General features: G+C 35.8%; 24 protein-coding genes and 1 tRNA gene. 18 read left to right on the forward strand and 7 right to left on the reverse strand.

Going from position 1 to position 24,710, the window contains the following annotated elements:
- Nucleotides 1–65: 65 nt before the first annotated feature.
- Entirely contained in the window at nt 66–662 is a 597-nt protein-coding gene (locus AC3WVA_RS10395) for a hypothetical protein (RefSeq protein WP_492321895.1), read from the forward strand.
- 63 nt (nt 663–725) lie between these two features.
- On the opposite strand, the gene AC3WVA_RS10400 is transcribed toward AC3WVA_RS10395, so the two are convergent.
- A tRNA-Val gene (locus AC3WVA_RS10400) sits at nt 726–798 on the reverse strand.
- Between the two features lie 179 nt (nt 799–977).
- Nucleotides 978–1,193 carry a hypothetical protein gene (locus AC3WVA_RS10405; protein ID WP_492321896.1) on the reverse strand — a complete coding sequence of 72 codons (216 nt, stop codon included), beginning with the start codon at nt 1,191–1,193 and terminating at the stop codon, nt 978–980.
- Between the two features lie 285 nt (nt 1,194–1,478).
- Here AC3WVA_RS10405 and AC3WVA_RS10410 point away from each other — a divergent pair, with 285 nt between their 5' ends.
- The 6 genes from AC3WVA_RS10410 to calY all read left to right on the forward strand — a co-directional run bounded on the left by AC3WVA_RS10410 (nt 1,479) and on the right by calY (nt 6,335).
- Nucleotides 1,479–1,706: a hypothetical protein gene (locus AC3WVA_RS10410; RefSeq protein WP_000251865.1), complete on the forward strand. Its 228-nt coding sequence runs from the start codon at nt 1,479–1,481 to the stop codon at nt 1,704–1,706.
- A 156-nt stretch (nt 1,707–1,862) separates the two neighbouring features.
- Nucleotides 1,863–3,149 carry a D-alanyl-D-alanine carboxypeptidase family protein gene (locus AC3WVA_RS10415; RefSeq protein ID WP_098344712.1) on the forward strand — a complete coding sequence of 429 codons (1,287 nt, stop codon included), beginning with the start codon at nt 1,863–1,865 and terminating at the stop codon, nt 3,147–3,149.
- A gap of 191 nt (nt 3,150–3,340) precedes the next feature.
- On the forward strand, nt 3,341–3,910 hold the full coding sequence (sipW, locus tag AC3WVA_RS10420) for a signal peptidase I SipW (RefSeq protein WP_098344711.1): 570 nt from the start codon (nt 3,341–3,343) through the stop codon (nt 3,908–3,910).
- 62 nt (nt 3,911–3,972) lie between these two features.
- A complete protein-coding gene (locus AC3WVA_RS10425; protein ID WP_098344710.1) occupies nt 3,973–4,560 on the forward strand; it encodes a CalY family protein in 588 nt (195 codons plus the stop codon).
- A gap of 134 nt (nt 4,561–4,694) precedes the next feature.
- Nucleotides 4,695–5,468, forward strand: a complete 774-nt coding sequence (locus AC3WVA_RS10430) for a DUF4047 domain-containing protein (RefSeq protein ID WP_142320912.1) — start codon at nt 4,695–4,697, stop codon at nt 5,466–5,468.
- 273 nt (nt 5,469–5,741) lie between these two features.
- Nucleotides 5,742–6,335, forward strand: coding sequence for a biofilm matrix protein CalY (calY, locus tag AC3WVA_RS10435; protein ID WP_048526765.1), 594 nt, complete (start codon nt 5,742–5,744; stop codon nt 6,333–6,335).
- 74 nt (nt 6,336–6,409) lie between these two features.
- On the opposite strand, the gene AC3WVA_RS10440 is transcribed toward calY, so the two are convergent.
- Nucleotides 6,410–6,733, reverse strand: coding sequence for a helix-turn-helix domain-containing protein (locus AC3WVA_RS10440; RefSeq protein ID WP_000578882.1), 324 nt, complete (start codon nt 6,731–6,733; stop codon nt 6,410–6,412).
- 79 nt (nt 6,734–6,812) lie between these two features.
- The gene (locus tag AC3WVA_RS10445; RefSeq protein WP_048526766.1) at nt 6,813–6,947 is read right to left on the reverse strand and encodes an anti-repressor SinI family protein; all 135 of its coding nucleotides are present in this window, start codon (nt 6,945–6,947) and stop codon (nt 6,813–6,815) included.
- Nucleotides 6,948–7,290: 343 nt separating this feature from the next.
- Here AC3WVA_RS10445 and inhA1 point away from each other — a divergent pair, with 343 nt between their 5' ends.
- From inhA1 to AC3WVA_RS10500, 11 genes are all read left to right on the forward strand, one after another.
- Entirely contained in the window at nt 7,291–9,678 is a 2,388-nt protein-coding gene (gene inhA1, locus AC3WVA_RS10450; protein WP_098881101.1) for a M6 family metalloprotease immune inhibitor InhA1, read from the forward strand.
- Nucleotides 9,679–9,849: 171 nt separating this feature from the next.
- Entirely contained in the window at nt 9,850–11,217 is a 1,368-nt protein-coding gene (locus AC3WVA_RS10455; protein ID WP_492321897.1) for an aldehyde dehydrogenase, read from the forward strand.
- A 238-nt stretch (nt 11,218–11,455) separates the two neighbouring features.
- The gene (potA, locus tag AC3WVA_RS10460) at nt 11,456–12,439 is read left to right on the forward strand and encodes a spermidine/putrescine ABC transporter ATP-binding protein PotA (RefSeq protein ID WP_000720319.1); all 984 of its coding nucleotides are present in this window, start codon (nt 11,456–11,458) and stop codon (nt 12,437–12,439) included.
- Nucleotides 12,436–13,284: a spermidine/putrescine ABC transporter permease PotB gene (gene potB / locus AC3WVA_RS10465; protein ID WP_048526770.1), complete on the forward strand. Its 849-nt coding sequence runs from the start codon at nt 12,436–12,438 to the stop codon at nt 13,282–13,284. The genes potA and potB overlap by 4 nt, the downstream gene beginning before the upstream one ends.
- A gap of 6 nt (nt 13,285–13,290) precedes the next feature.
- Nucleotides 13,291–14,091, forward strand: a complete 801-nt coding sequence (gene potC / locus AC3WVA_RS10470) for a spermidine/putrescine ABC transporter permease PotC (RefSeq protein ID WP_000714198.1) — start codon at nt 13,291–13,293, stop codon at nt 14,089–14,091.
- 38 nt (nt 14,092–14,129) lie between these two features.
- Nucleotides 14,130–15,179 (forward strand): spermidine/putrescine ABC transporter substrate-binding protein PotD, encoded by a 1,050-nt coding sequence (potD, locus tag AC3WVA_RS10475; RefSeq protein ID WP_048526771.1) that lies wholly within the window; start codon nt 14,130–14,132, stop codon nt 15,177–15,179.
- 59 nt (nt 15,180–15,238) lie between these two features.
- A complete protein-coding gene (locus AC3WVA_RS10480; RefSeq protein WP_098344510.1) occupies nt 15,239–15,886 on the forward strand; it encodes a phosphatase PAP2 family protein in 648 nt (215 codons plus the stop codon).
- Nucleotides 15,887–16,146: 260 nt separating this feature from the next.
- The gene (locus AC3WVA_RS10485) at nt 16,147–18,339 is read left to right on the forward strand and encodes an MMPL family transporter (protein ID WP_492321898.1); all 2,193 of its coding nucleotides are present in this window, start codon (nt 16,147–16,149) and stop codon (nt 18,337–18,339) included.
- A gap of 101 nt (nt 18,340–18,440) precedes the next feature.
- Nucleotides 18,441–18,857, forward strand: a complete 417-nt coding sequence (locus AC3WVA_RS10490) for a YodN-related protein (RefSeq protein WP_048526774.1) — start codon at nt 18,441–18,443, stop codon at nt 18,855–18,857.
- A gap of 98 nt (nt 18,858–18,955) precedes the next feature.
- Complete coding sequence (locus AC3WVA_RS10495; protein WP_098521101.1) at nt 18,956–19,879, forward strand: RluA family pseudouridine synthase; 924 nt, start codon at nt 18,956–18,958, stop codon at nt 19,877–19,879.
- A gap of 91 nt (nt 19,880–19,970) precedes the next feature.
- Complete coding sequence (locus AC3WVA_RS10500; RefSeq protein WP_048526776.1) at nt 19,971–20,576, forward strand: DUF1648 domain-containing protein; 606 nt, start codon at nt 19,971–19,973, stop codon at nt 20,574–20,576.
- A gap of 40 nt (nt 20,577–20,616) precedes the next feature.
- Here the strand turns inward: AC3WVA_RS10500 and AC3WVA_RS10505 are convergent, their stop codons facing one another.
- The 3 genes from AC3WVA_RS10505 to glcD all read right to left on the reverse strand — a co-directional run bounded on the left by AC3WVA_RS10505 (nt 20,617) and on the right by glcD (nt 24,647).
- Entirely contained in the window at nt 20,617–21,444 is an 828-nt protein-coding gene (locus AC3WVA_RS10505) for a CAP domain-containing protein (protein ID WP_071758941.1), read from the reverse strand.
- 465 nt (nt 21,445–21,909) lie between these two features.
- The gene (locus AC3WVA_RS10510) at nt 21,910–23,238 is read right to left on the reverse strand and encodes a (Fe-S)-binding protein (RefSeq protein ID WP_048526778.1); all 1,329 of its coding nucleotides are present in this window, start codon (nt 23,236–23,238) and stop codon (nt 21,910–21,912) included.
- On the reverse strand, nt 23,235–24,647 hold the full coding sequence (gene glcD, locus AC3WVA_RS10515; RefSeq protein ID WP_098521103.1) for a glycolate oxidase subunit GlcD: 1,413 nt from the start codon (nt 24,645–24,647) through the stop codon (nt 23,235–23,237). The genes AC3WVA_RS10510 and glcD overlap by 4 nt, the downstream gene beginning before the upstream one ends.
- Nucleotides 24,648–24,710 lie beyond the last annotated feature (63 nt).

Consider the following 24,710-nt stretch of genomic DNA (forward strand, 5'->3'; position numbering starts at 1 on the left):
TGTAATGTCAGTTTCATACTATTATATAGTGATGACTTACTAGAAAAGATAAGAGGAGAATGGGCGTGCAAAAGATACAAAAATTATTGCTGTTAATGATGGTAGTAGGATTAACAGTAGGTGTTTTAGCAGGGTGTGCAAACCCGAAAGATACAACAGAAGAATTTTTAATCGCGATACAAAAAGGTGATGTTGAAAAGGCTCGTACATTTGTTGAGAGTGACAAGGAATTTAATAAACTAAATGAAAAAACAGATGATGCTGAGGCAAAAGCAATGCTGAGTGCAATTACGAAAAACTTTAAATTTGAAAAGCCTGAAGAAGTATCGAAAAAAGATGACAAAGCAGAAGTGAAAGTGAAAATTACATCTGCCGATCTATCCGTTGCTGTAACAAAAGCAGTGGGAGAAGTTATGCCAATGGCCTTCGCTAGCGCTTTTAGCGAAGACAAAGGGCAATCTGAAAAAGCAATCGAAAAAACAATGACATCAGCAATCGTCAAACACTTATCAGATAAAGATGCAATCATGGCAACTCGCGAAGTTACATTGAACTTAAAGAAAAACAAAGATGGCGACTATAAAATCGTTGCAGATGATAACTTGAAAGAAGTATTGTTTGCCAATGCGAAGTCTTTGGAGAAGATGTTTGGTGGGAAGTAATTAGCTTACATAAAAAAGAGAAACCATATCACGTAGAAGGTTGATATGGTTTCTCTTTTTTTATGACCCCGGAGAGGCTCGAACTCACGACCTCCACCCTGTCAAGGTGGCGCTCTCCCTACTGAGCTACGGGATCTTCAAAAATGCGTATGTAACAGCATCTTTAATCTTTATGCTAAAGTAATTATATATAATTAACTGAAATTTTATAATATTTTTAAAGCAGGTTTTAAAAAGGAAATCATATTCAATTATACGAGTAGTGTTTGAAGGGATAATGATGAGAAGAAAGCTTAGTAGCATGTAGCGGTCATATTATTTAATGTATTTATCCAAAGGGTTTTCGTCGCTTAAATCAACAAGTAAAGGACATAAGAATAATAAAGGTAGAGCGGCATTAGCATGATGAAAGGTGTCATTAGACAGATACTGCCTCCCAAAACAATATGGGCAATCTTTTTCAAAAATCACGGGTATCGACCATACATCTTTAATTGTCCACTTCGTTTTACAATACGTACAACGTGCCATAGAGTTCCTCCTCATGTTAAGTTTTCTTCTAGTATATTCTATTCTATTGTACGAAAGTCATTTGTATTTGGTATGATACAATGTAAGTTGTTTTGTTTTTATGTGGGTTTATTTAGTCATTTATGATCAATTACATATCGTTTTCTATTTTTGCAGGATGATAGGTTTTCAGTTTCGATATGCAAATTGGCCAATATATCCTTTTTACAATTTACTTAAAATCATGTATAACAGAGATACAAGATTATTTTATAATTATTCAAAAGTAGAGGGAGAATTATTGTAATGGTAAGGAAAACGTTCAAGATGCGTGTATCTAGAAATAGAACGATTTCGATTAATGGCTCAATTCTTGATGTGGATGTTACACATGATGAGTTTTTACAAGAGTTTGTTGAGTGGGTCGATTCTAAAGGCTGGTCGTTTATGGGGATGACAGATGAGATTACACCTGAGGAAGCTAGTCAAAATTTAATAGATTCATTAATTGATGAGAAGGATAAGAAAGAATAATTCTTTCTTATTTTTTATTGTATATTTATGTCGTTCATCGTAAAAATATGATATAGTAAAAAAACAGTGAATGTTCTTCCAATTTAATACAATTTACATATAGATTGGTAGATTCAATTTTTAAACTGTGAGAGTATAGTGAAAAGGGAGAGTCATATGGTAAATTTTAAGAAAATTTTGGTTTTTATTACCGTTATTTGTTTGTTTTTTTCGACACCTATGACGTTACGTGCTGAGACAAATATTGGAGTGAATCCAGAACAAGTAGCCCCACCACCTAAGGAAGGGCCGAATGTTTTTAGTCAGTTTGCAACTACGATTGATGCGAAAACTGGAGATATTTTGTATGATAAAAACGCACATCATCGTGCATTTCCGGCTAGTATGACGAAAGTGTTAACGGCGATTTTACTTATGGAGCATACGAAGCCAGAGGATCAGTTTACGTTTTCACAATTAGCATTAGATCAAGAGAAGAGTAATTATCAAATTGAGTTTCAACCTGGTGAGACGATTAATAGAGATACTGCGCTCATGATTTTAATGGTGCTGAGTGCGAATGATGTGTCGTATGCGATTGCAGAGCGTATTGGTGGAAGTGTTGAGAATTTCGCTCATATGATGAATGAGAGAGCGAAGCAATTAGGTGCTACAGATAGTCATTTCGTCACGCCAAACGGATTGCATGATCCGAATCATTATACTACGCCATTTGATATGGCTATGATTACGAGAGGTGTGCAAAAATATCCTGAGATTTTACAAGCAATGAATACGAAAAGAACGACAGTTACGACATCTAGACAGACGGTGTCTATTTTTAACAAGTCTACTTATTTTGAAAATCCATATAGTATTGGTGGTAAGACGGGTTTTACAAATGAAGCGCGCAATACACTCGTTTTATTAAATGAGAAGGATGGAAATCGTATTATAAATGTAGTGATGGCTTCTCAAAGACCTGAAATTTATGAAGATTTGAAGCAGATGGCAGACTATTCTTTCGGTCAATTTGTGAAGCAAACGATACTAGATAAACATAGTTGGCATCAAAAGACGACGTATTTAAATAAAGATATTGATAGCGAACTTGAGCAAAGTGCAGAACTTATGCTTAAGAAAGATGAAGGGAAAAACGTAAGGACGATTTTCCGTGCGGCCTCATTAGATAAAGATTCTTTATATCATAAAGGAATTCATCGTGGTGAGGTAGTTGGGGCAGTCGATATTACGAAAAATAATCAAACAATTGCGACGGTAAATGTTCTTTCAAAAGAAGATGTTACTTTTGCGATGCCTAAAAAAGATACGGCTACACCTGAAGTAAAGGAATCAAATGTGAAAATAATAAGCATTGGGATAGGTGCCGCTTTATTATTTGGAGTCATTTTATTTGTAGTGCTACGCCGAAATACAACAGGAATGAAATCAGAAGAAAAATAAATTACTAGTTAAAAGGCTGTGAAGAGATTTTGTCACAGTCTTTTTTTATATTTAAAATAACTAATAATTGTAAATTTTCTTATTGCATTTACGTTTCGTTCGTTATATTATTTAGTTGTGTTCTTGTTAAAGAACAAAGATGGATATTGCATACTTCAAATAATATAAAACAACGGAGAGGGAGAGAGATGATGAAAATCGTTTGGAAGATTATTAGCAACGTTATCTCATTTGTTTTATTTGCATTAATGGTTTTTTTAGCCTTTGTAGTTATTTCGTCAAAAGCGAGTGGTGGAGATCCAACAGTGATGGGATATCAATTTAAATCAGTGTTATCAGGATCGATGGAACCGACATTTTTAACAGGATCAATCATTGCGATAGAGCCGACGAAAGATGGTTCTAAATATCAAAAAGGTGATGTTATTACCTTTAAAGAGAAAGACGAAAAAATTATCACTCACCGTATTATCGGTGTGAAAGATACAAATGGAAAAGTAATGTATGAAACAAAAGGGGATAACAACAATGGCCCTGATTTAGAACCAGTACGTGCGGAGAATGTCATTGGGAAATATGCAGATATTACAGTTCCTTATGCAGGATATGCATTAAATTATGCTAGTTCGAAGGCTGGAGCTGCATTGCTTCTTATTATTCCAGGTGTCTTTTTATTAGGTTATTCCGCGATTTCTATTTTTGGTGCGATTCGTAGCATTGACGGGGAAAAGAAAGAGAAAAAAGTAGAACAATCCGTCTAGTTCGTTTGGTTATGCTTTCCGTTTAGGAAGTTAACAAATAAATAGATTAAGGGGATATGGACATGACTTTAAAGAAAAAATTAGGGATGGGTATCGCATCAGCCGTGTTAGGGGCAGCGTTAGTTGGCGGAGGAACATTTGCATTTTTTAGTGATAAGGAAGTGTCAAACAATACATTTGCGGCTGGTACACTTGATTTAGCAATCAATCCAACAACAGTTGTTAATGTATCGAATTTAAAACCTGGCGATACAATTAAAAGAGATTTTAAACTAGAAAATAAAGGATCTTTAAATATTAAAAAGGTTCTATTGAAAACAGATTATAAGGTAGAAGATGCGAAGAACGACAATAAAGATGATTTTGGTAAACATATTAAAGTAACATTCTTAAAAAATGTAGACAAGCATGAAACAATCGTAAAAGAAACAACGCTAGATAAATTGAAAGGTGACACACTTACAGCGGTAGATAATGATTTAGCTGCTTGGTTCTGGGATGAAAAAGGTATTTCAGCAGGTAAATCTGATAAATTCACAGTGAAATTCGAGTTTGTTGATAATAAAAAAGACCAAAATGAATTCCAAGGCGATAAACTTAATTTAACTTGGACGTTTGATGCACAACAAACAGAAGGTGAAGCAAAATAATATTAAAAAGGGCTATCAAATGGATAGTCCTTTTTCTATATTTCTAGTATATAGCTATCATTTTGTATCGTTCTTTATTATAATAAAGTTAACGTTCTGTATAGAGAACATTTTGTTCGATGGGAGAGATTAAGATGCTGAAAACACCTCGCAAATTAAAAAAGATGCTTATATTGCCTTGTATGTGCTCTATTTCATTTTATTTAGGATCTCAAATAATGACGTATACAGAAGCTGCATTTATTCATGAAACGAAAGTGGAAGCCGCTCTTTCTACAGCGATTATATTTCCAAAGACAGTTGATACGTTAAAAGAGGAAGCTGAGAAATACAAACAGTCTATTGAACATGAGTATGGAGAAATGAAGGGGAAGTTGGCAGTAACTTCTATAGAAGAAATTCAACAGGCAATTGTAGTATGGCAACAAGGACGTGAGAAAGTTGCTTCTGAGGAGGCAGCGCTGCAAAATGTATATACTGTAATAGAAGCCCCTTATAATCAAATACAAGAAGAATTAAAAGTGAATAAAAGTGAATCGATTCAACAAGTGGCCGTATATGTGAATGAAGGTTTTCACAGTATAAAAGAGAAGCGCGATTATATTGTGAAAGAAGTTAGTTTACAAGCGATTGATGAACAAATTCAGATTCTTCACCAACAATTAAATGATGCGATAGAGGCGGAAGCTCAAATGAAGAAAGAGGAGGAAAAGAAAATAGAAGAGAAGAAACAAGCGGAAGAGCAGAAGCAAATGGAAGAGCAGAAACAAGTAGAGACAGCTAAAAAAACTGCGGAAGGAAATCATGAAAAGAATACTTCCACAGAACATGAGAAACAATTGAATAATAATGTTGTAGAGTCTGGGGAAATATCACAAACAGCTGAGGATCATCAAGAAAAAGAATGATATAAATGGGTGTGAGAAGGTGTTTTGCTGCGCACCCATGTATTTCTTAAAATATAAACAATTTAATTCAGAAAAATCAAAATAATATTGAGAAATAAAAATAATTGAAAATACTAATAAATATTAGTTGTATTTATACTGTTTTGTTCGTTATAATGAACTTAAGGTTTTTAAAAGAGAACAAAAATTAGCTAAGCTAATATAGTTTTCTTTATATCTCTTATTGAAAAATAAGAGATGAAAAATATAAAAAACAGCTAGGGGGAATTGATTGTGAGTCTAAAAAAGAAATTAGGTATGGGAGTTGCATCAGCAGCACTGGGGTTATCTTTAATTGGTGGAGGAACGTTTGCATTCTTTAGCGATAAAGAAGTATCAAATAATACATTTGCAGCTGGGACGTTAGATCTTACATTAGACCCTACAACGCTTGTAGATATTAAAGATTTAAAACCAGGGGATTCTGTTAAGAAAGAGTTCTTATTAAAGAATAGCGGTTCATTAACAATTAAAGACGTTAAACTAGCGACAAAGTATACTGTGAAAGATGCAAAAGGTGATAATGCTGGTGAAGACTTTGGTAAGCACGTTAAAGTGAAATTCCTTTGGAACTGGGATAAACAAAGTGAGCCTGTATATGAAACAACTTTAGCAGACTTACAAAAAACTGATCCAGATCTTTTAGCTAAAGACATCTTTGCTCCTGAGTGGGGAGAAAAGGGTGGATTAGAAGCTGGTACAGAGGATTATTTATGGGTACAGTTTGAATTCGTAGATAATGGACAAGAGCAAAATATTTTCCAAGGTGATTCATTGAATTTAGAATGGACATTCAATGCTAACCAAGAAGAAGGCACTGAAAGATAATCAAAAAGCGGGGATTCCCCGCTTTTTGTATAAAGAAAAAAGAAGTGCTGGTTGTAAGCACTTCTTTCTATTTATTATTTTTGATCTTGCTTCCATTTTGTAAATTCAAGAAATTCACGAAATTGTTCTTTGGAGACACCTGAGCTCATTGCATCTTTAACGAGTTGTGTCCATTCGGAGTCTAAGTGATTTTCCTTTGTTGTTTCATCATGAAGTAAAGTATCAACTGGAATTTGTAGAACTGCTGCGATCTTTTCAAGAAACTGAATGGAAGGGTTCTTTTGTAAATTTCGTTCTATAGAACTAATGTAAGATTTAGCAACACCGGCTTTTTCGGCAAGTTCAGTTAATGAAATACCTTTTTGTAAGCGCAGGCGTTTTATACGTTCTCCAATCATATTTGCGCACCTTTCTATCAATATGTCGTCGTCTTATGATGCCATTATTATAACATAAATTTCGTTAAAAAGAACAAACCTATTGAGCCTGACTGGATGACTTCATACGTTGGAAAAAATGTTCGATATCTTGTAGAGCGATACCAGAGTCGAGAGCTTCAAGTATTAAATCAATCCATTCTTGATCCAGTGCGTCAGTCTTATCTTTGTACAAATGTAATTCCTCCCTAATTATCGGTCATAACTGCTGCTACAGAATACGTGATAATACAATCGGATTTTGTATTTTTATGTAGTGAATTATCAAATATTTTGTAGATAAAACAAAGATAAAATCCCCATTAAACTCCCTCTATGGCGATTATAAAGTTTCTGACAAGTATTTTCAATATTTTCAGAAAACATTGTTGAATTGTGATATATTCGTATGCTAACTATGGAATTTTTACAAATATATTAAAAACATTACATAATATGACTAAATATTGAAAAAATATTGAATTTTTAATAAAATTCATCTTGTAATACATATTATTTATTAGGGGAGGAAATAAGGGATGAACAAGAAACCGTTCAAAGTTTTATCATCAATCGCTTTGACTGCTGTGTTAGGTCTTTCACTCGGAGCTGGTACTCAATCGGCATATGCTGAAACGCCTGTGAATAAGACAGCTACGAGCCCAGTTGATGATCATTTAATTCCAGAAGAGCGTTTAGCAAATGCACTAAAAAAACGTGGGGTAATTGATTCGAAGGCTTCAGAGAAAGAAACAAAGAAAGCTGTCGAAAAATATGTAGAGAACAAAAAGGGTGAAAATCCTGGGAAAGAAGTATCAAATGGGGACCCACTTACGAAAGAAGCATCTGACTTTATAAAGAAAGTGAAAGATGCGAAAGCAGATACGAAAGAAAAGTTAGATAAACCTGCAACGGGAACACCTGCTGCGACAGGACCGGTCAGAGGTGGTCTAAATGGTAAAGTACCAACTTCTCCAGCAAAGGGAAAAGAATATAACGGTGAAGTTCGTAAAGATAAAGTACTCGTTTTACTTGTAGAGTACGCTGACTTTAAACATAACAATATTGATAAAGAACCTGGTTATATGTATACTGACGATTTTAACAAAGAACATTATGAAAAAATGTTATTCGGTGATGAGCCATTCGCATTAGAGGATGGAAGCAAAATCGAGACATTTAAACAATATTATGAAGAGCAATCTGGCGGTAGTTATACAGTAGACGGAACAGTTACAAAATGGTTAACAGTTCCTGGTAAAGCTGCTGATTACGGTGCAGATGCTGCTACAGGTCATGATAATAAAGGACCAAAAGGACCACGTGATTTAGTAAAAGATGCATTAAAAGCTGCTGTAGATAGTGGTATTGATTTATCAGAGTTTGACCAATTCGACCAATACGATGTAAATGGTGATGGAAATCAAAAACAACCGGATGGTTTAATCGATCACTTAATGATTATTCATGCGGGTGTTGGACAAGAAGCTGGCGGCGGTAAATTAGGTGACGATGCAATTTGGTCACATCGCTGGACAGTTGGACCTAAACCATTCCCAATTGAAGGCACACAAGCGAAAGTTCCATATTGGGGCGGAAAGATTGCAGCATTCGATTACACAATTGAACCAGAAGATGGCGCAGTTGGTGTATTCGCACATGAATATGGCCATGATTTAGGTCTTCCAGATGAGTATGATACGCAATATAGCGGCGCTGGTGAGCCAATTCAAGCTTGGTCTGTTATGAGTGGCGGTAGCTGGGCTGGAAAAATCGCTGGAACAACGCCAACAAGTTTCTCGCCACAAAATAAAGAGTTTTTCCAAAAAACAATCGGTGGTAATTGGGCAAATATCGTAGAAGTAGATTACGAGAAATTAAATAAAGGTATCGGTCTAGCAACATATTTAGACCAAAGTGTTACGAAATCTAACCGTCCAGGTATGATTCGTGTTAACTTGCCAGATAAAGATATAAAAACAATTGATCCGGCATTCGGAAAACAGTATTACTACAGCACAAAAGGTGATGATCTTCATACGAAGATGGAAACACCACTTTTCGATTTAACGAATGCAACGACTGCGAAATTCGATTTCAAGTCATTATATGAAATTGAAGCAGAGTATGATTTCCTTGAAGTACATGCTGTAACAGAAGATGGCCAAAAAACATTAATCGAAAAACTTGGTGAGAAAGCAAATAGTGGAAATGCCGATTCAACAAATGGCAAATGGATTGATAAATCATATGATTTAAGCCAATTCAAAGGCAAGAAAGTAAAATTAACATTTGAGTACATTACAGATGGTGGGTTAGCATTAAACGGCTTCCTACTTGATAATGCATCATTAAATGTAGATGGTAAAGTAGTGTTCTCTGATGATGCAGAAGGTACACCGCAGTTCAAGTTAGATGGGTTCGCTGTATCTAACGGAACTGAGAAGAAAAAACATAACTACTATGTAGAGTGGAGAAACTATGCTGGTTCAGATAACGCGTTCAAATTTGCACGCGGTCCAGTATATAACACTGGTATGGTTGTATGGTATGCGGATTCAGCTTACACAGATAACTGGGTAGGTGTACATCCAGGACACGGTTTCCTTGGGGTAGTTGATTCTCATCCAGAAGCAATTGTAGGAACTTTAAATGGTAAACCAACAGTTGAAAGTAGTACACGATTCCAAATCGCTGATGCGGCGTTTTCATTTGATAAAACACCAGCTTGGAAAGTCGTATCTCCAACGCGCGGAACGTATACGTATGATGGCTTAGCGGGTGTACCGAAGTTTGATGATTCGAAAACGTATATTAATCAACAGATTCCAGATGCAGGACGTATTTTACCGAATCTTGGCCTGAAGTTTGAAGTAGTAGGACAAGCTGATGATAATTCTGCAGGTGCTGTTCGTTTATATCGCTAATACAGTAAAACTACCGAGAGATTTTCTTTCGGTAGTTTTTTTGTGAGCAATGAATTTTATATACAAGAAGAAATTATATATAATGTAACTTTACGAATGAAAATTAGTTACATATAAAGTCTATATAAATAATGAAAGAATTAGATAAAAATAGTGAGAGAAGGTGAATGAATGGGTGTTTCTTCTATTGTAAATAAACAAAAGGCATATTTTTATAATGGCCATACGAGAAGTATAGAAGTGAGAAAGAATAATTTGAAGAAGCTTTATGAAGGCATTCAGCGCTTTGAAGAAGAAATATTTCAGGCATTGAAATTAGATTTAAATAAGTCAGTTCATGAGTCGTTTACAACGGAAGTTGGATATGTATTAAAAGAAATTTCCTTTCAATTGAAGCATATTTCATCGTGGAGTAAACCGAAGCGAGTCCGAACAGCACTCACTCATTTTGGATCAAAGGGGAAAGTAGTGCCTGAACCGTACGGTGTGACACTTATTATCGCACCGTGGAACTATCCGTTTCAATTAGCAATTGCACCACTTGTAGGAGCGTTGGCAGCTGGAAATACAATCGTTTTAAAGCCGTCAGAGTTAACGCCAAACGTCTCTAAAGTGCTAACGAGAATGTTAAGTGAATTATTCCAAGAAGAACTTGTAGCGGTAGTAGAAGGCGGTGTAGAAGAGAGCACAGCTTTGCTAAAGGAACCATTTGATTATATTTTCTTTACAGGTAGTGTGGGCGTTGGGAAAGTTGTTATGGAGGCAGCAGCAAAACAGTTGACGCCGCTTACGTTAGAACTTGGCGGAAAAAGCCCATGTATTGTACATAAAGATGCAAAGATAGATGTAACAGCAAGACGAATTGTTTGGGGGAAGTTTTTAAATGCAGGTCAAACGTGTGTAGCGCCTGATTATATGTACGTGCATACTTCGGTGAAAAAACAGCTAATTGAAGCGATGCGACACGAAATTGAGGAGCAGTATGGAAAAGAGCCACTGCACAATGATAATTATGTACGAATTGTGAGTGAACGTCATTTTGAACGTTTATGTACGTTTTTGAAAGATGGTAAAACTGTAATTGGCGGGAACTATAAAAAAGAAACTTTACATATAGAGCCAACAGTGTTAACTAATGTGACATGGAAAAGTACTGTTATGGAAGACGAAATTTTTGGTCCAATTTTACCAATTATAGAATACGACAATATAGAAGATGTAATTGACACAATTCAGCAACATCCGAAGCCGTTAGCGTTATATGTATTTTCTGAAGATAAAGAAGTGCAAAGACAGGTAACGAGTAATATCTCATATGGCGGAGGCTGTATTAATGATGTTGTTTATCATCTTGCAACGCCATATTTACCTTTTGGGGGCGTCGGAAGTAGTGGATTAGGGAGTTATCATGGGGAAGAAAGTTTTCGGACTTTTTCACATTATAAAAGCATTTTAGCCCAATCTACGGCATTCGATATGAAAATTCGTTATTCTTCTACAAAAAGTGCTTTAAAATTCATACGAAAGTTGTTAAAATGATGATGGTGTTTATCAGTAGGCGTAGCCGTATGATAATAGCCCCTTCGTAATGGAAGGGGTTTTTCTGTTCGACATTATGTATCATGCGAAAATTAATCAAACATACTACATAAAGAATAGAAGTGAACGCTTGCTAAATAACCATTTTTGTTTGGATCGAAACAAAAAATAGTCTATAGAACATAAATATTTATTCATGAATATAAAAATTTAAATTTAAGATAGATAGGACGGGAAAATGAAAAAGATTATTAAAGTTGAAGCAGTAGAAAAACATTTTGGAAATCAAGTGATTATCCCACCGCTTTCTTTAGATATTAAAGAAGGGGAATTTTTAACAATTTTAGGGCCGAGTGGTTGCGGGAAAACGACATTACTTCGTATGATCGCAGGATTTGAAACTCCAACTAAAGGGAATCTTTTATTAGATGATGAAAAGATTAACGATTTGCCACCATATAAGCGTCATATGAACCTAGTGTTCCAACATTATGCGCTATTCCCACATATGAATGTGGAGAAAAATATTTGTTTCGGTATGAAAATGCAGAAAGTACCGGCAGCAGAGCAGAAAGAGCGTGCTGAAGAGGCAATGCGTTTAACGCAGTTACTTGAGTTCCGTAATCGTAAACCTGCAAAGCTTTCTGGTGGACAACAGCAGCGTGTAGCAATTGCGAGAGCGATTGTAAATAATCCGCGCGTACTATTACTAGATGAGCCACTTGGGGCGTTAGACTTTAAGTTAAGAAAAGATTTGCAACGTGAATTGAAAAACTTACAACGTAATTTAGGAATTACATTCATATACGTAACGCACGATCAAGAAGAGGCGATGAGCATGAGTGATCGTATCGTAGTTATGAATAAAGGACATATTGAACAAATTGGAACGCCGAAAGAAATTTATAATAAGCCGAAAACGTTGTTCGTTGCGACATTTATCGGTGAAAATAATATTGTGAAAAACGGGGAAGGCTATGTAGCAATTCGCCCTGAAAACGTAAAAGTGCGTTCGGTTGAAGAACCGATTTTAAAAGAATACCATCTTGGACATATTGAAGACATTGAGTTTGTTGGAAATATGGAAAAGCTTTATGTACGTGATGAGAAAACATCAGAATTACTAATGGCGTATCAAACTGCTGAAGAAGCAGCGCAGTGGAGCATTGGAGATAATGTATACGTAGGCTGGGAGCAAGAGGACGAGGTGACCTTAAATTGAAAAAAGGGAAATTACTCGCACTACCGACAGTCGCGTGGCTGTTAATCTTCTTCCTAATTCCCCTTCTGTTTGTATTGGCATTTGCCTTCATGCAGCGCGGAGCATATGGGACAGTGGAAATGCAATTCACATTAGAAAACATAGCGCGTGTATTTGATCCATTATATATGGGGACGTTATGGGAAACTGTTAAGATTGCAGTTATTACAACAGTAATCTGTTTAGTAATTGGTTATCCATTTGCGTATACAATTACGATTGTTGATCGTAAATATCGTTCTATTCTTTTATTATTGGCAACGATCCCGTTTTGGATTAACTTCCTTGTTCGTTCATATGCATGGATTGTTATTTTACGTTCACAAGGTCTTGTAAACACATTGCTATTGAAACTAGGTATTATTAATGAACCTTTAAATTTACTATATAATACACCTTCTGTAATACTCGGTATGGTATATTCTTTATTACCATTTATGATATTACCAGTGTATGCAGCGATTGAGCAGCTTGATAAGCGTAAGCTAGAAGCAGCTTATGATTTAGGGGCAACACCAGTAAAGGCATTTTGGAATGTTACAGTACCAATGACGATGTCAGGGATTGCTACTGGTTCTATTTTAGTGTTTGTTTCTTCTATCGGAATGTTTGTTGTATCAGACGTTATGGGTGGATCGAAAGTAGCATTAATCGGAAACGTAATTCAAAATCAATTCTTAGGAGCGCGTGACTGGCCGTTTGGATCTGCGTTATCTATGATTGTTGTTCTATTCTCTGTTCTGTTAATTTACTTATATTATCGTGCAACGAAAGTATATAAATATGATGGGAACGGAGGGGAATAGGCAAAGATGAAGAAGTTTTTAGTTTCTTATTCTTGGTTAATTTTATTGTTCTTGTATTTTCCAATGATGGTTTTAATGGTATATTCCTTCAATGATTCGCGCATTAATGCGGAATGGGAAGGATTCACATTCCATTGGTATACAGATTTATTTCAAAAACAAGATGTTATTGATGCGTTTGTAAATAGTATGACGATTGCGATCGTAACGACAATTGTAACGACGGTTCTTGGTGTGATTTTCGCGATTGCATTACATCGTTATAAATATCGTTATGAAGGTGCTATTAACGGTCTTGTGTATTTACCAATTTTAATCCCTGATATTTTAATGGGATTATCTTTACTTATTTTATTCAGTCAATTAGGTATGGAACTTGGTAAAACAACAATTATTATTGCGCACATTACATTTAGTATTTCATTTGTTGTCGTTATTTTAGCAGCACGTCTTTCTGGCATGGGACGTGATCTAGAAGAGGCTGCGAATGATTTAGGAGCAACGCCTTGGCAAACGTTTCGCTTTGTAACGTTCCCGGCAATTGCACCAGGAGTTATTTCAGCTGCATTATTAACATTCACATTATCAATTGATGATTTTGTAATTAGTTTCTTCGTATCAGGACCAGGATCAACAACATTGCCATTATACATTTACAGTATGGTTAAGCGCGGAGTATCACCAGAAATTAATGCCCTTTCTACAATTTTAATTGTAGCTATCGTAGGATTAATGGTTCTATCTGAAATCTTCCGTAACAAAGGTGCAGATGGTGAAGAAAACTCTGGAGGACACCTTCCTTTATAATACGAACGATATAGAAAGTACGAGGGGGTAATAAACCGATGAAATTAATGAAAAGATTAGCCGGTGCAGCAATTAGCTTTAGTCTTGTTGCTGGTGTACTTGCTGGTTGTGGTGAAAAGAAAGAAGAGTTAAACATTTATAGCTGGGCTGACAATTTTGATGAGCAAGTGCTAAGAGATTTTGAAAAGAAGTATAACGTAAAAATTAACTATGATAAGTACGCAAGTAATGAAGAAATGCTTGCGAAATTACAAGCTGGTGGCGCGAAGTATGATTTAATTCAGCCATCTGATTACATGGTTAAAACAATGGCAAAAATGGATTTATTAGCGCCGTTAGACAAAAAGAATATCCCGAATATCGAAAATATGGTTTCTAATTTCAAAACACCTGCGTTTGATCCAGAGAATAAATATTCTTTAGTATACACTTGGGGTGTAACAGGGATTGCATACAATAAAAAGTATGTGAAAGAAGCTCCTACAAGCTGGGCTGACCTATGGAATGAGAAATATAAAGGGCATGTAACTTTATTAAATGATTCTCGTGAAGTATTAGGTATGGGTCTTAAGAAGCATGGTTTCTCAAACAGCACGAAAGACGATGCGCAGTTAAAGACAGCAGCAGATGATTTAAAGAAGCTGCTTCCAAACTTATTAGCATTTGATACAGATAATATTAAACAAAAATTCATTACAGAAGATGCTTGGATCGGAACAGTTTGGTCTGGAGATGCAGCATTTATCGCTAAAGATAATAAAGATGTAGAGTACGTTGTACCAAAAGAAGGCGGCACAATTTGGGCTGATACGTTAGCAATTCCAAAAGGTGCGAAAAATAAAGAACTTGCAGAGAAGTTTATGAACTACTTACTAGATGAGAAAGTAAGTGTGAAAAACTACGAGTCAATTGGATACAGTAATCCAAATGAAAAAGCTCATCCTCTTCATAGTAAAGAATATCGTGATAACCATATGATTTTCTTAACAAAAGAAGAATTAGATCGTACAGAATGGCTTGTTGATGTAGACGATAAGTTAAAAGACTATGATCGTTACTGGACAGAGTTAAAAACAAAAGGTAAATAAGCAAGGGAATGCGGTTTCTACAGTAGAAATCGCATTTTTTCATAGTAGGAGGAAATCGTTTGAAAAAGAAGTTACATCAATATGAGCTAGTATGTATCGCTTTATTATTTGCTGTATTTGGCATTGTTGCTTGGCGCGTACATGCGGGTGGCGTTACAGTGATGGATACATACGTCCGAGGATTAGTAAAAGGAATACAAACAGAAGAGTCGCTTGCATTTTTCTCACACTATACAAAATTAGGGTCTGCCATTGGGATTGTAATTACGCTCGTTATAAGTTTACTTGTTTTTTGGAGAAAACGTTATTACGCTGCGATGATCGTGTATCCAGTTGGTATTTTAGTAACACATCTTGTAAATAAAGGGATAAAAGAAATTGCGAAAAGGGAGCGTCCGTCGTTAAATGAAGCGTTCGATGCACTTGGGTATAGTTTCCCTAGTGGGCATGCGATGTTATCTATTATGACATTCGGATTTCTTGCTTATATCATTGCCGCTAATTTGAAGAGTGTAACTGGGAAATATGTGATAACGATTTTGATGGGAATAGTCATTGTATCGATTGGGTTAAGTAGAGTTATTTTAAATGTACACTATCCAACTGATATTTTAGCGGGTTATTGCGTAGGTGGTATTTTGCTAATTATGGCGATTTATTGCCACCGTTTACTTACCGAGAGATTGGGACTTAATAAAGAGAGATAAAGTGAAACTTTAATCAGTGGGTTTTCTTCATCCCTCACTGATTATTAGCCCTCACCAATCGGACTTTAATGGGCAGCCCGCCCCCCACCTAACTTCTTTTCTTTCGCTGAATTGTGAGGTGGGGGTCTTACTGCCCGTTAAAGCGGGATAAAAAACGTCTGGAAAAACTATCATTATAGTGTTTCCAGACGTTTTTTGTTTGCATGAAGATGTGATACAGTATAAATGACAATTGAATTATTTAAAGTAGGTGAAAATGTGTGAAAACAAATGTACATAAAGTAGATAAGTGGGGGAAGTTAGGAGCTTTTTTGTATCAGTTTCGCTATACGGTAATTGTAGCATTACTATTGCTTGCGATAGGACTCGGTATTTTTGCTCCAAAGCTACCAGGAGTATTAGGTGGTGACGGTTTCCAAACAGAAGGGGACTATCAAAAAACGAAAGAAATTTTAGATAAAGATTTTAAGAGGTCTCAAGATACACTTTTACTCGTTTTTGAAAAAAAGAAAGATGTTTCACATGAGGAATTTCAAAAACAAGTAGAAAGAATTGTAAAGAATGTACAAGAGAAAGAGACTTATGAATCTTTCCATCATCCAATGCAAAATAAAGAAATGTTACAAGATGATATCGGCTATGCGACAATTTTATTTTCCGGGAAAACAAATAAGGAACGAATGGAAAAGACGTTACAATTTGCTGATAAAGTCGAAAAGGAAAGTAATGCATCGTTAAAAGTAACGCCGACAGGATTTCCAAAAATTAATCAAGAGATTAATGAAAGAACGCAAAATGATTTAAAAGTAGCAGAGATGATTGGATTACCAATTGCATTTCTTGTATTACTATTTTCATTTGGTAGCCTTTTGGCATCTATTTTACCAATTCTAAATGGGGCACTTAGTGTTATTAGTACGATGGGCATATTATACTTTATAGGTAGCGATAAGGAACTATCTATCTTTGTGTTAAATGTTGCACCGATGATTGGACTTGCATTATCTATTGATTTTGCACTATTATTTGTAAATCGCTTTCGAGAGGAAGTTGCAAAGCGAACGGTAAAAGAAGCGATAACAATTACATATCAGACAGCAGGGCGTGCAATCGTATTTTCAGGATTATGTGTATTTGTTGGCTTATCCGGTTTGTTCTTCTTTAAAATTGATTATATTCAGTCAGTTGCAATTAGCGGAATGATTGTTGTGATTATGAGTATTTTATTTTCACTCACACTTCTTCCAGCGCTATTATCATTAATTGGTAAACGAATATTAAAAAAGAATCAGGTAGCACATACACCAGCAAGAGCGTGGCGTACATTTGCACAATTTGTAATGAAACATCCAATTGCGATGATTATTGTTGTTACAACATTTATTGTGATTTGCTTATTACCGTTACGTACAGCTAATTTGCAGTTCCCTGATGTGGAAGCTTTACCTAAACAAAGTGATACAAGAATTGCATATGAGAAGTACGAAGAGGCATTTAATGAAACGGCAAAAACACATGCTGATGTTACGTTAGTGGTAGAGACGAAAAAAGATATGAAAGAAAAAGAAAGTTTACAAAAGGTAGAAGAAGTCGTTCAAAAGTTAAAAGACGATAAAAAAGTGCATGAAGTAAGAAGTTTATACGACGGGTTAACAGGTATGAAAGCAGATCAAGTTGCTGGAATAGTAGCGTCGCCAGAAGCAGCAAAACTAGCTCCTATATTTGAAGCATACACGAAAGGGAATAAGACGACGATAGAAGTCTTTCTAAAAACAAAACCACGTACTGAAACTGCTAAACAATGGGTTCGTGATTTTAAACAAAATTATAAAGAAACAGATGTTACGTATTATTTAGGCGGAATGACGACGTTCCAACAAGAGTTAGAAGATGAAATTAAAGATAAAGTTGCAATTGGGATGTCTGTTATATTTGGATCGACCTTTGTTATATTATTATTCGCATTCCGATCTATACTCATTCCAATTAAGGCAATTATTATGAATATACTTAGTTTAAGCGCAACAATTGGAATTGTTGTTTGGTTATTTGAAGGTGGGCATTTCGGTTTAGAGGCAAGTCCTGTTCTATTTGTCTTACCAATCTTCATTTTCGGCCTCGTATTTGGGCTTAGCATGGATTATGAAGTCTTTCTTATTTCACGTATCCATGAGTTATATGAAGAAACAGGAGATAACGATCAAGCTACGTTAGAAGGACTTGTTTCAACAAGTAGAATCATTACATCAGCTGCATTAATTATGATTGTTGTAACGGGTGCATTCGCCTTTACTGATATTTTACCAGTAAGACAAATGGGGCTTGGTGTTGCATTAGCGATATTCCTTGATGCAACAATTATTCGTCTTATGCTTGTACCAAGTTTAATGAAATTGTTTGGAGACTGGAATTGGTGGTTACCATTTCGAAAGAAAAGAGAAAAATCATCGTAAAAAATACTCATCTCATAGATGAGTATTTTTTTATGAATAGCAAGACCTACATTTTGCAAATAGTATGTGATAAGAACATTACATATAAGTAGGTGAAGGCAATGTTTCGTTATTTTAAGTTTAAACTAAATGATACAGTACAGTTTGCAGAAAACGATGGGCATATGTATCGCATTGTCGGTTATCGGTTAGAAAAAGGGTTTTACCCAAAAGATGAATGGACTCATATCATTTATGAATTGCTTAGAGATTTTGATGGGTATACGATGGATGCGGAAGAAGAGGAACTTGTAAAGGTTATTCAAGTAGAGGATGAGTATTACAAAATACAAGAGGTATCGGGCTATCGTTATCCGGTAAAAATGAAGCAAAAGCAACAAGTGATGAAAGTAGAAAAAATGGATGACTTATTAGATACGTATAACGATTATAAAAGGTTGGCGGATTTCTTTAAAGATTTATCGTATGAACAAAAAGCGGAAGAAGTATTGCAGGAAATGAAAAAGCGTAGAGCGTGAGGGGCAGTCTATTATAAGACTGTCCTCTATTTTTGACGGTGCATCAAATTGTATTTTCCGTTACAATGATAGAATCAATAGAAATAAGGTGATACAGTATGGAAACGAAGAAGAAGGGTGAATGGTGCGAAATTACTGTTCCAGCGAAATGGAATGGTATAAGCATTGAGTCATTATTAAAAATAGAATGGGAAATACCGAAAAAGTTGTTACATCAGCTTCGTATGGAAAAAGGTGTTACCGTTAACGGGGAACAGAGAAGATGGAATGAACTTTTAAAAGAGGGCGATAAGCTACAAGTGCATATGTTTATAGAGGAAGCATACGATGTAGAACCGGAGTATGGTGAACTAGATGTAGTATATGAAGATGATCATGTACTTATTGTAAATAAGCCTGAGAAGATGGATACGCATCCTGCTGAAAAAGGCGGGACGGGAACACTTGCAAACCTTGTTGCCTTTCATTTTCAAATGCAAGGTTTAGAGACGAAGGTTCGTCATATTCATCGGTTAGATAAAGATACGACAGGTGGTGTCGTGTTTGCTAAGCATAGAATTGCGGGTGCAATTATGGATCGTTTATTAATGGAACGAAAAATTAAAAGAACATATGCGGCACTTGTCGAAGGAAAAGTGAAAAAGAAACAAGGAACAATTGACGCAGCGATTGGGAGAGATCGCCATCATGCGACGAGACGACGTGTTTCTCCAAATGGAGACCAAGCAATCACATTTTATAAAGTAGAGAAGTATTTTAAGAACCAAAATATTACGCTCGTAACGTTACAATTAGAAACGGGTAGAACTCATCAAATTCGTGTTCATATGAGCTATAATGGTAATCCACTAGTCGGGGATGTATTATATGGTGGGCAAACGCAATATATGTCCGGGCAAGCATTACATGCGATGAAAATAAACTTCTTACATCCAATTACGAAAGAAGAGATTGAAGTGGATGTACCATTTTCTACAAAATTAAATAATACAATGAAAGAATTTCAAAGGGTGAATGCGTAAAATGTAAGTTTAAATTTGAGAAAAGTAGATTTTTGCAGGAATTTCTCTAAAAGAAGCGAAGCCGTTAAGAGAAAAGAGAGGTGAGAATCACTTGGTCAAATATAAATATATACTAGGAATATTTTTCGCTTGTCTTTTAGTTACTCTATGCCTCTATCCATATTTACCGAATGAGATGGCTGTACATTGGGATGAAAATGGTGGGCCGAACGATTTTATGAGTAAACAAGTTGTTATAGCATTTATTCCTTTTTTTCTTATTTTTTTACATGGATTGATGTATATTATTTCACATAATATATATAAGTTTAATGAAGGCGAGCATGTCATTATAAGTGGATTTCTAAAGACGATTACTTTATTTATGTTGTTTATCCATATGCTCATTCTCTTTATTAATTTTGGAAGTATGATATCCTTTCAAACAGGACTAACAATTGGGATTAGTATATTTCTGTTTATGCTTAGTAAGTTGTTTAAACAAGTTCAGAGTACGGAAAAAGACCCAATCAAATTACAAAAGATCCGTTTAGTGAGTAGGCGGATTTTTCAAATGATGGCATGTAGTATATTATTTTCATTATTTTTGAATTTGAAGTGGGGGTTTTATGTATTACTTAGTGTAATAAGTAGTGGTTCTATTTTGTTCATGTTTTACATTTTATACTCATACATAATAGAAAGTTATGAAACATAAAAAAGAGTCTTCTCATAATGAGAAGACTCTTTTAATCTATTTACTTCGTAATAAATTGTTGTGTCCAGTAGTTACCGCTTTCTACGTAGCCAACACCGATGTGAGTGAAACCGTTATTTAAGATGTTTGCACGGTGTCCAGCGCTGTTCATCCAAGCTTGTACTACTTCTTCAGGTGTACGTTGGCCTTGAGCGATGTTTTCACCGGCTGATGTATAAGAAATACCAAATTTCTTCATCATGTCAAACGGAGACCCGTATGTAGGGCTGTTATGATCAAAGTAGTTGTTTTTTTGCATATCTTCAGATTTAATACGTGCTACTTTGCTTAATTCAGTATCGATTTTTAAAGCTGGTAAACCTTGTTTTGTACGCTCAGCGTTTGTTAATTCAACAACACGTTGTTCGAACTCGCTTAAAGATTTTGCTTCTTCAGCAGGCTTTTGCTCAGCAGGTTTTTGTTCAGCTGGTTTTTGAGTATTGTTGTTTTCAGCAGGCTTTTGAGCTTCTGGTTTTTGAACTTCTTCAGCAGGCTTTTGCTCAACTGGTTTTTGCTCAACTGGCTTTTGAGTTTCTGGCTTAGCTGTTGGTTGCTCAGTTACAACATTTTCAGTAGGTTGTTGACCAGGAATAATGCAATTTGGTTGGAAGTTTCCTTGTTGCCATTGTGCTAATGATTCCACGCCCATAGATTGTAAGAATGCTTGTAATTCTTGTTGGCTCATTTGCTTCATCATCACTTTTGAATGCTGAATATTTTGAACCTTTATGTTAGATGGTTGTACTGTTGCAGCTTGTGCATCTAGAGAAGATACTCCTAAAGTAAGAGCCGTTGCAGCAGCTACAGATAATAAAACACGCTTTTTCATGATGTGTGTCCCCCTATATAAAGTTTTAATTTGTTTTCACACGATTTGTTTTTGACAGCCTGTCTGACTGACAAATTCATCGTAGCATAGATTTTGTGAGAAAAAAGATGGAAAAAAATTCATAGACTTAAAATTTACCTAATTTATCCTAAGAGGGGAAAAGAGGAAAAATAAGAGAAACATAGAGTATAAAAGGAATTTTCAGCACTTTTATACTTGTTTTTAAGAGGGGATTTTTGGATAAAGTTACCTAAATAGAAAATGAAGAATCCTATTGTATCAATGGTTTGAGAGTTTTTTTGAGGAATATACTGGATTGATTTTTACAAAACTGTAATGTTTCTGTCGTTCTTTTTTATAATAAAGTAACATATTTTTAATGTTGTAGAGGACAAAAAAGCGGCTATCTCTTTACGTAGACGAAGGAGATAGCCGTTTTCTTATTATTACGTATGTTACGAGTTATTACGAGTTGGTTTCAATTGCTTCTAATAATAAATCTACAATGTGAATTCCTCTCATTTTATGAGAAAGACCTTCTCGCTCAATGCCTAATTTCATTTGTAATAAACAACCTGGATTTGCAGTGACAATGGTTGTCGCTTCTGTTTCGTGTACACGGTCCATTTTGTAATCTAGAAATTCCATGGATAACTCTGAATGAACAATATTGTAAATACCAGCAGAACCACAGCAGCGATCCGCGTCTTTCATTTCACGGTATGTTGCGCCTTGAATTGCTTCTAGTAACATACGAGGTTCTGAAGATGTTCGCATAACATTGCGTAAATGACAAGAGTCTTGATACGTAACAATTTGCGGCGTGAGTCGTAAGTCAGTTCGCTTGTGGAAGTCTAGTTCTACTAGAATAGCAGTAATATCTTTAATTTTAGAAACAAACTGCTTCGCACGTTCAGCCCACTGTGGATCATCTTTTAAAAGATAATCGTAGTCTACGAGGTAAGCTCCGCAACCACCAGCATTCGTAATAATATAATCGATGTTTAAATCTTCGAATGCTTTTATATTGCGTTTCGCTAATTCTTTTGCACCGTTTTTCTCACCAGCATGCCCATGTAATGCCCCGCAGCAACTTTGTGTTTTTGGAATAACGATATCACAACCAGCTAACTGAAGCAGTTTCATTGTTGCATTATTTGTTTCTAAAAACATCGTATCCATTAAACAACCTGTGAAGAATGCAACTTGTTTCTTCTTTGTACTTTCAGCATGTAAAAATTCAGGGCGATCTTTCATTGCTTTCATTTTAGGGACTTTTGGTAGAACGAGATCCATCGTTGCAAGTGTTTCAGGGAATAGTTTCATAATCCCTGTTTTATGTGTTATCGTTTGTAAACCAGAACGCTGATAAAATCCAATTAGACCGGTTAATGTTCTCATTCGATTTTGATGCGGGAAGAGTCCTTCAAAAACGACTTTACGAACAGCTCTCACTGGTACCGAGAACTTTTTGTTTTGATTTATAATATCACGAGCTTCTTCTAATAAATGTCCATAATTCACACCAGATGGACAAACAGGTTCACAAGCACGGCAACCGAGGCAAACATTTAATGTATTTTCAACATCTTCATCTGGCTCAATCAAACCGTCAACGACCGCTTTCATTAACGCGATACGTCCTCGTGGTGAATGTGATTCTTTATATCCAGATTGAATGTAAGTAGGGCAAGTTGGTAAGCAGAAACCGCATCGCATACAGTTTAGTAGTTCATCTTCACTTAATCGTTCTTTAAATTCTTTTTGAATGTTTTCTTTATTTAATGTTGTCATCGCTCAACCACCACTCTTTTACGAGTGTCCTTCGCGAACATCTTTCCTGGATTCATAATGTTATTTGGATCGAAGGCTTGTTTAATCCCTTGCATAGCAGCAATACCTTCTTTACCTAATTTCATTTCTAAATACGGAGCTTTCATCGCACCAACACCATGTTCGCCAGTAATCGTGCCGCCAAGTTCGATTGCTTTTGCAAATATTTCAGCAAAAGCTTGTTCAGCTCGGTGCATTTCTTCTTCATTACGAGCATCGGTCATACAAGTTGGATGTAGATTACCATCACCAGCATGTCCAAACGTACAAATAGGAATATTATATTTTTTTGCAATGGCATTAATCGCTTCAACCATCGGAGCGATTTGTGAACGTGGCACAGTTGCATCTTCAAGTATTGTTGTAGGTTTTAGTCTTGCAAGTGCTGATAGTGCGCTACGGCGAGCAGTACGAAGCGCATCTGCTTCCGCTTCATCTTTTGCAACGCGAACATCGACTGCATTCATAGAGCGGCAAACGTTAGCCATTTTTTCAATATCTCGATTGACAACTTCAGGTGGACCATCTTGTTCAATTAATAAAATTGCTTTTACGTCAGTTGGTAAACCGATTTGTGCAAACTCTTCTACAACTTCAATTGTCGGCTGGTCTAAAAACTCGAGTGTCGCTGGAATGATTTTATTTGCAATAATAGAAGAAACAGCGCGTGCGGCTTCATTAATATCTTCATATAGCGCAAGCATCGTTTTCTTCGTTTCAGGCATAGGAACAAGTTTTAATATCGCTTCTGTTACGACGCCAAGTGTTCCTTCAGAACCGATAAATAAACGAGTTAAATCGTAACCAGCTACATCTTTTGCTAATTTACCACCAGTACGAATCATATCGCCATTTGGTAAGACAAGTTCAAGACCCATCACATAATCACGTGTTACGCCATATTTTAATCCGCGTAATCCACCTGAGTTTTCATTAATGTTACCGCCAATTGTAGAAATTTTCATCGAGCTTGGATCTGGTGGATAAAATAAACCTTTTTCTTCTACCGCTTTAATAATATCAAGTGTAATGACACCAGCTTGTACAGTAATTGTTAAATTCTCTTCGTCAATTTCTAAAATGTTATTCATATGGCGGAAGATAAGAACAATACCGCCTTCAAGTGGGCATGTCCCTGCGCAAAGGTTTGTTCCGGAACCACGAACATATACAGGAATTTTGTGAGCGTTACATACTTTTAATACTTCAGTTACTTCATTTGTATTACGAGGAGCAATGACTGCATCAGGCATTGCTTGGAAGTTTGGAGTGGCATCATAACTATACGTTAAACGCCCCATATTGGATGTATCTACATTATCTTCGCCAACAATGGATACGAATGAATGAATAATTTGCTTTTCTAACATTGGAAATCCCCCTCAAACTGTTAACGTATTTAGTCATAATAAAAAACGTTGTAACAGTGCTTT

The organism is Bacillus sp. EB106-04-02-XG92, from assembly GCF_058791995.1.

Excerpts from the sequence above, each read along its gene's own strand:
- potA (WP_000720319.1), top strand. The coding sequence starts at position 11,456 with ATGAAAAAGATTATTAAAGTTGAAGCAGTAGAAAAACATTTTGGAAAT.
- AC3WVA_RS10415 (WP_098344712.1), top strand. The coding sequence starts at position 1,863 with ATGGTAAATTTTAAGAAAATTTTGGTTTTTATTACCGTTATTTGTTTG.
- sipW (WP_098344711.1), top strand. The coding sequence starts at position 3,341 with ATGAAAATCGTTTGGAAGATTATTAGCAACGTTATCTCATTTGTTTTA.
- AC3WVA_RS10410 (WP_000251865.1), top strand. The coding sequence starts at position 1,479 with ATGGTAAGGAAAACGTTCAAGATGCGTGTATCTAGAAATAGAACGATT.
- glcD (WP_098521103.1), bottom strand. The coding sequence starts at position 24,647 with ATGTTAGAAAAGCAAATTATTCATTCATTCGTATCCATTGTTGGCGAA.
- inhA1 (WP_098881101.1), top strand. The coding sequence starts at position 7,291 with ATGAACAAGAAACCGTTCAAAGTTTTATCATCAATCGCTTTGACTGCT.
- AC3WVA_RS10440 (WP_000578882.1), bottom strand. The coding sequence starts at position 6,733 with ATGATTGGAGAACGTATAAAACGCCTGCGCTTACAAAAAGGTATTTCA.
- AC3WVA_RS10455 (WP_492321897.1), top strand. The coding sequence starts at position 9,850 with ATGGGTGTTTCTTCTATTGTAAATAAACAAAAGGCATATTTTTATAAT.
- AC3WVA_RS10405 (WP_492321896.1), bottom strand. The coding sequence starts at position 1,193 with ATGGCACGTTGTACGTATTGTAAAACGAAGTGGACAATTAAAGATGTA.
- AC3WVA_RS10490 (WP_048526774.1), top strand. The coding sequence starts at position 18,441 with ATGTTTCGTTATTTTAAGTTTAAACTAAATGATACAGTACAGTTTGCA.
- AC3WVA_RS10430 (WP_142320912.1), top strand. The coding sequence starts at position 4,695 with ATGCTGAAAACACCTCGCAAATTAAAAAAGATGCTTATATTGCCTTGT.
- AC3WVA_RS10425 (WP_098344710.1), top strand. The coding sequence starts at position 3,973 with ATGACTTTAAAGAAAAAATTAGGGATGGGTATCGCATCAGCCGTGTTA.
- potD (WP_048526771.1), top strand. The coding sequence starts at position 14,130 with ATGAAATTAATGAAAAGATTAGCCGGTGCAGCAATTAGCTTTAGTCTT.
- AC3WVA_RS10495 (WP_098521101.1), top strand. The coding sequence starts at position 18,956 with ATGGAAACGAAGAAGAAGGGTGAATGGTGCGAAATTACTGTTCCAGCG.
- AC3WVA_RS10505 (WP_071758941.1), bottom strand. The coding sequence starts at position 21,444 with ATGAAAAAGCGTGTTTTATTATCTGTAGCTGCTGCAACGGCTCTTACT.
- AC3WVA_RS10510 (WP_048526778.1), bottom strand. The coding sequence starts at position 23,238 with ATGACAACATTAAATAAAGAAAACATTCAAAAAGAATTTAAAGAACGA.
- potC (WP_000714198.1), top strand. The coding sequence starts at position 13,291 with ATGAAGAAGTTTTTAGTTTCTTATTCTTGGTTAATTTTATTGTTCTTG.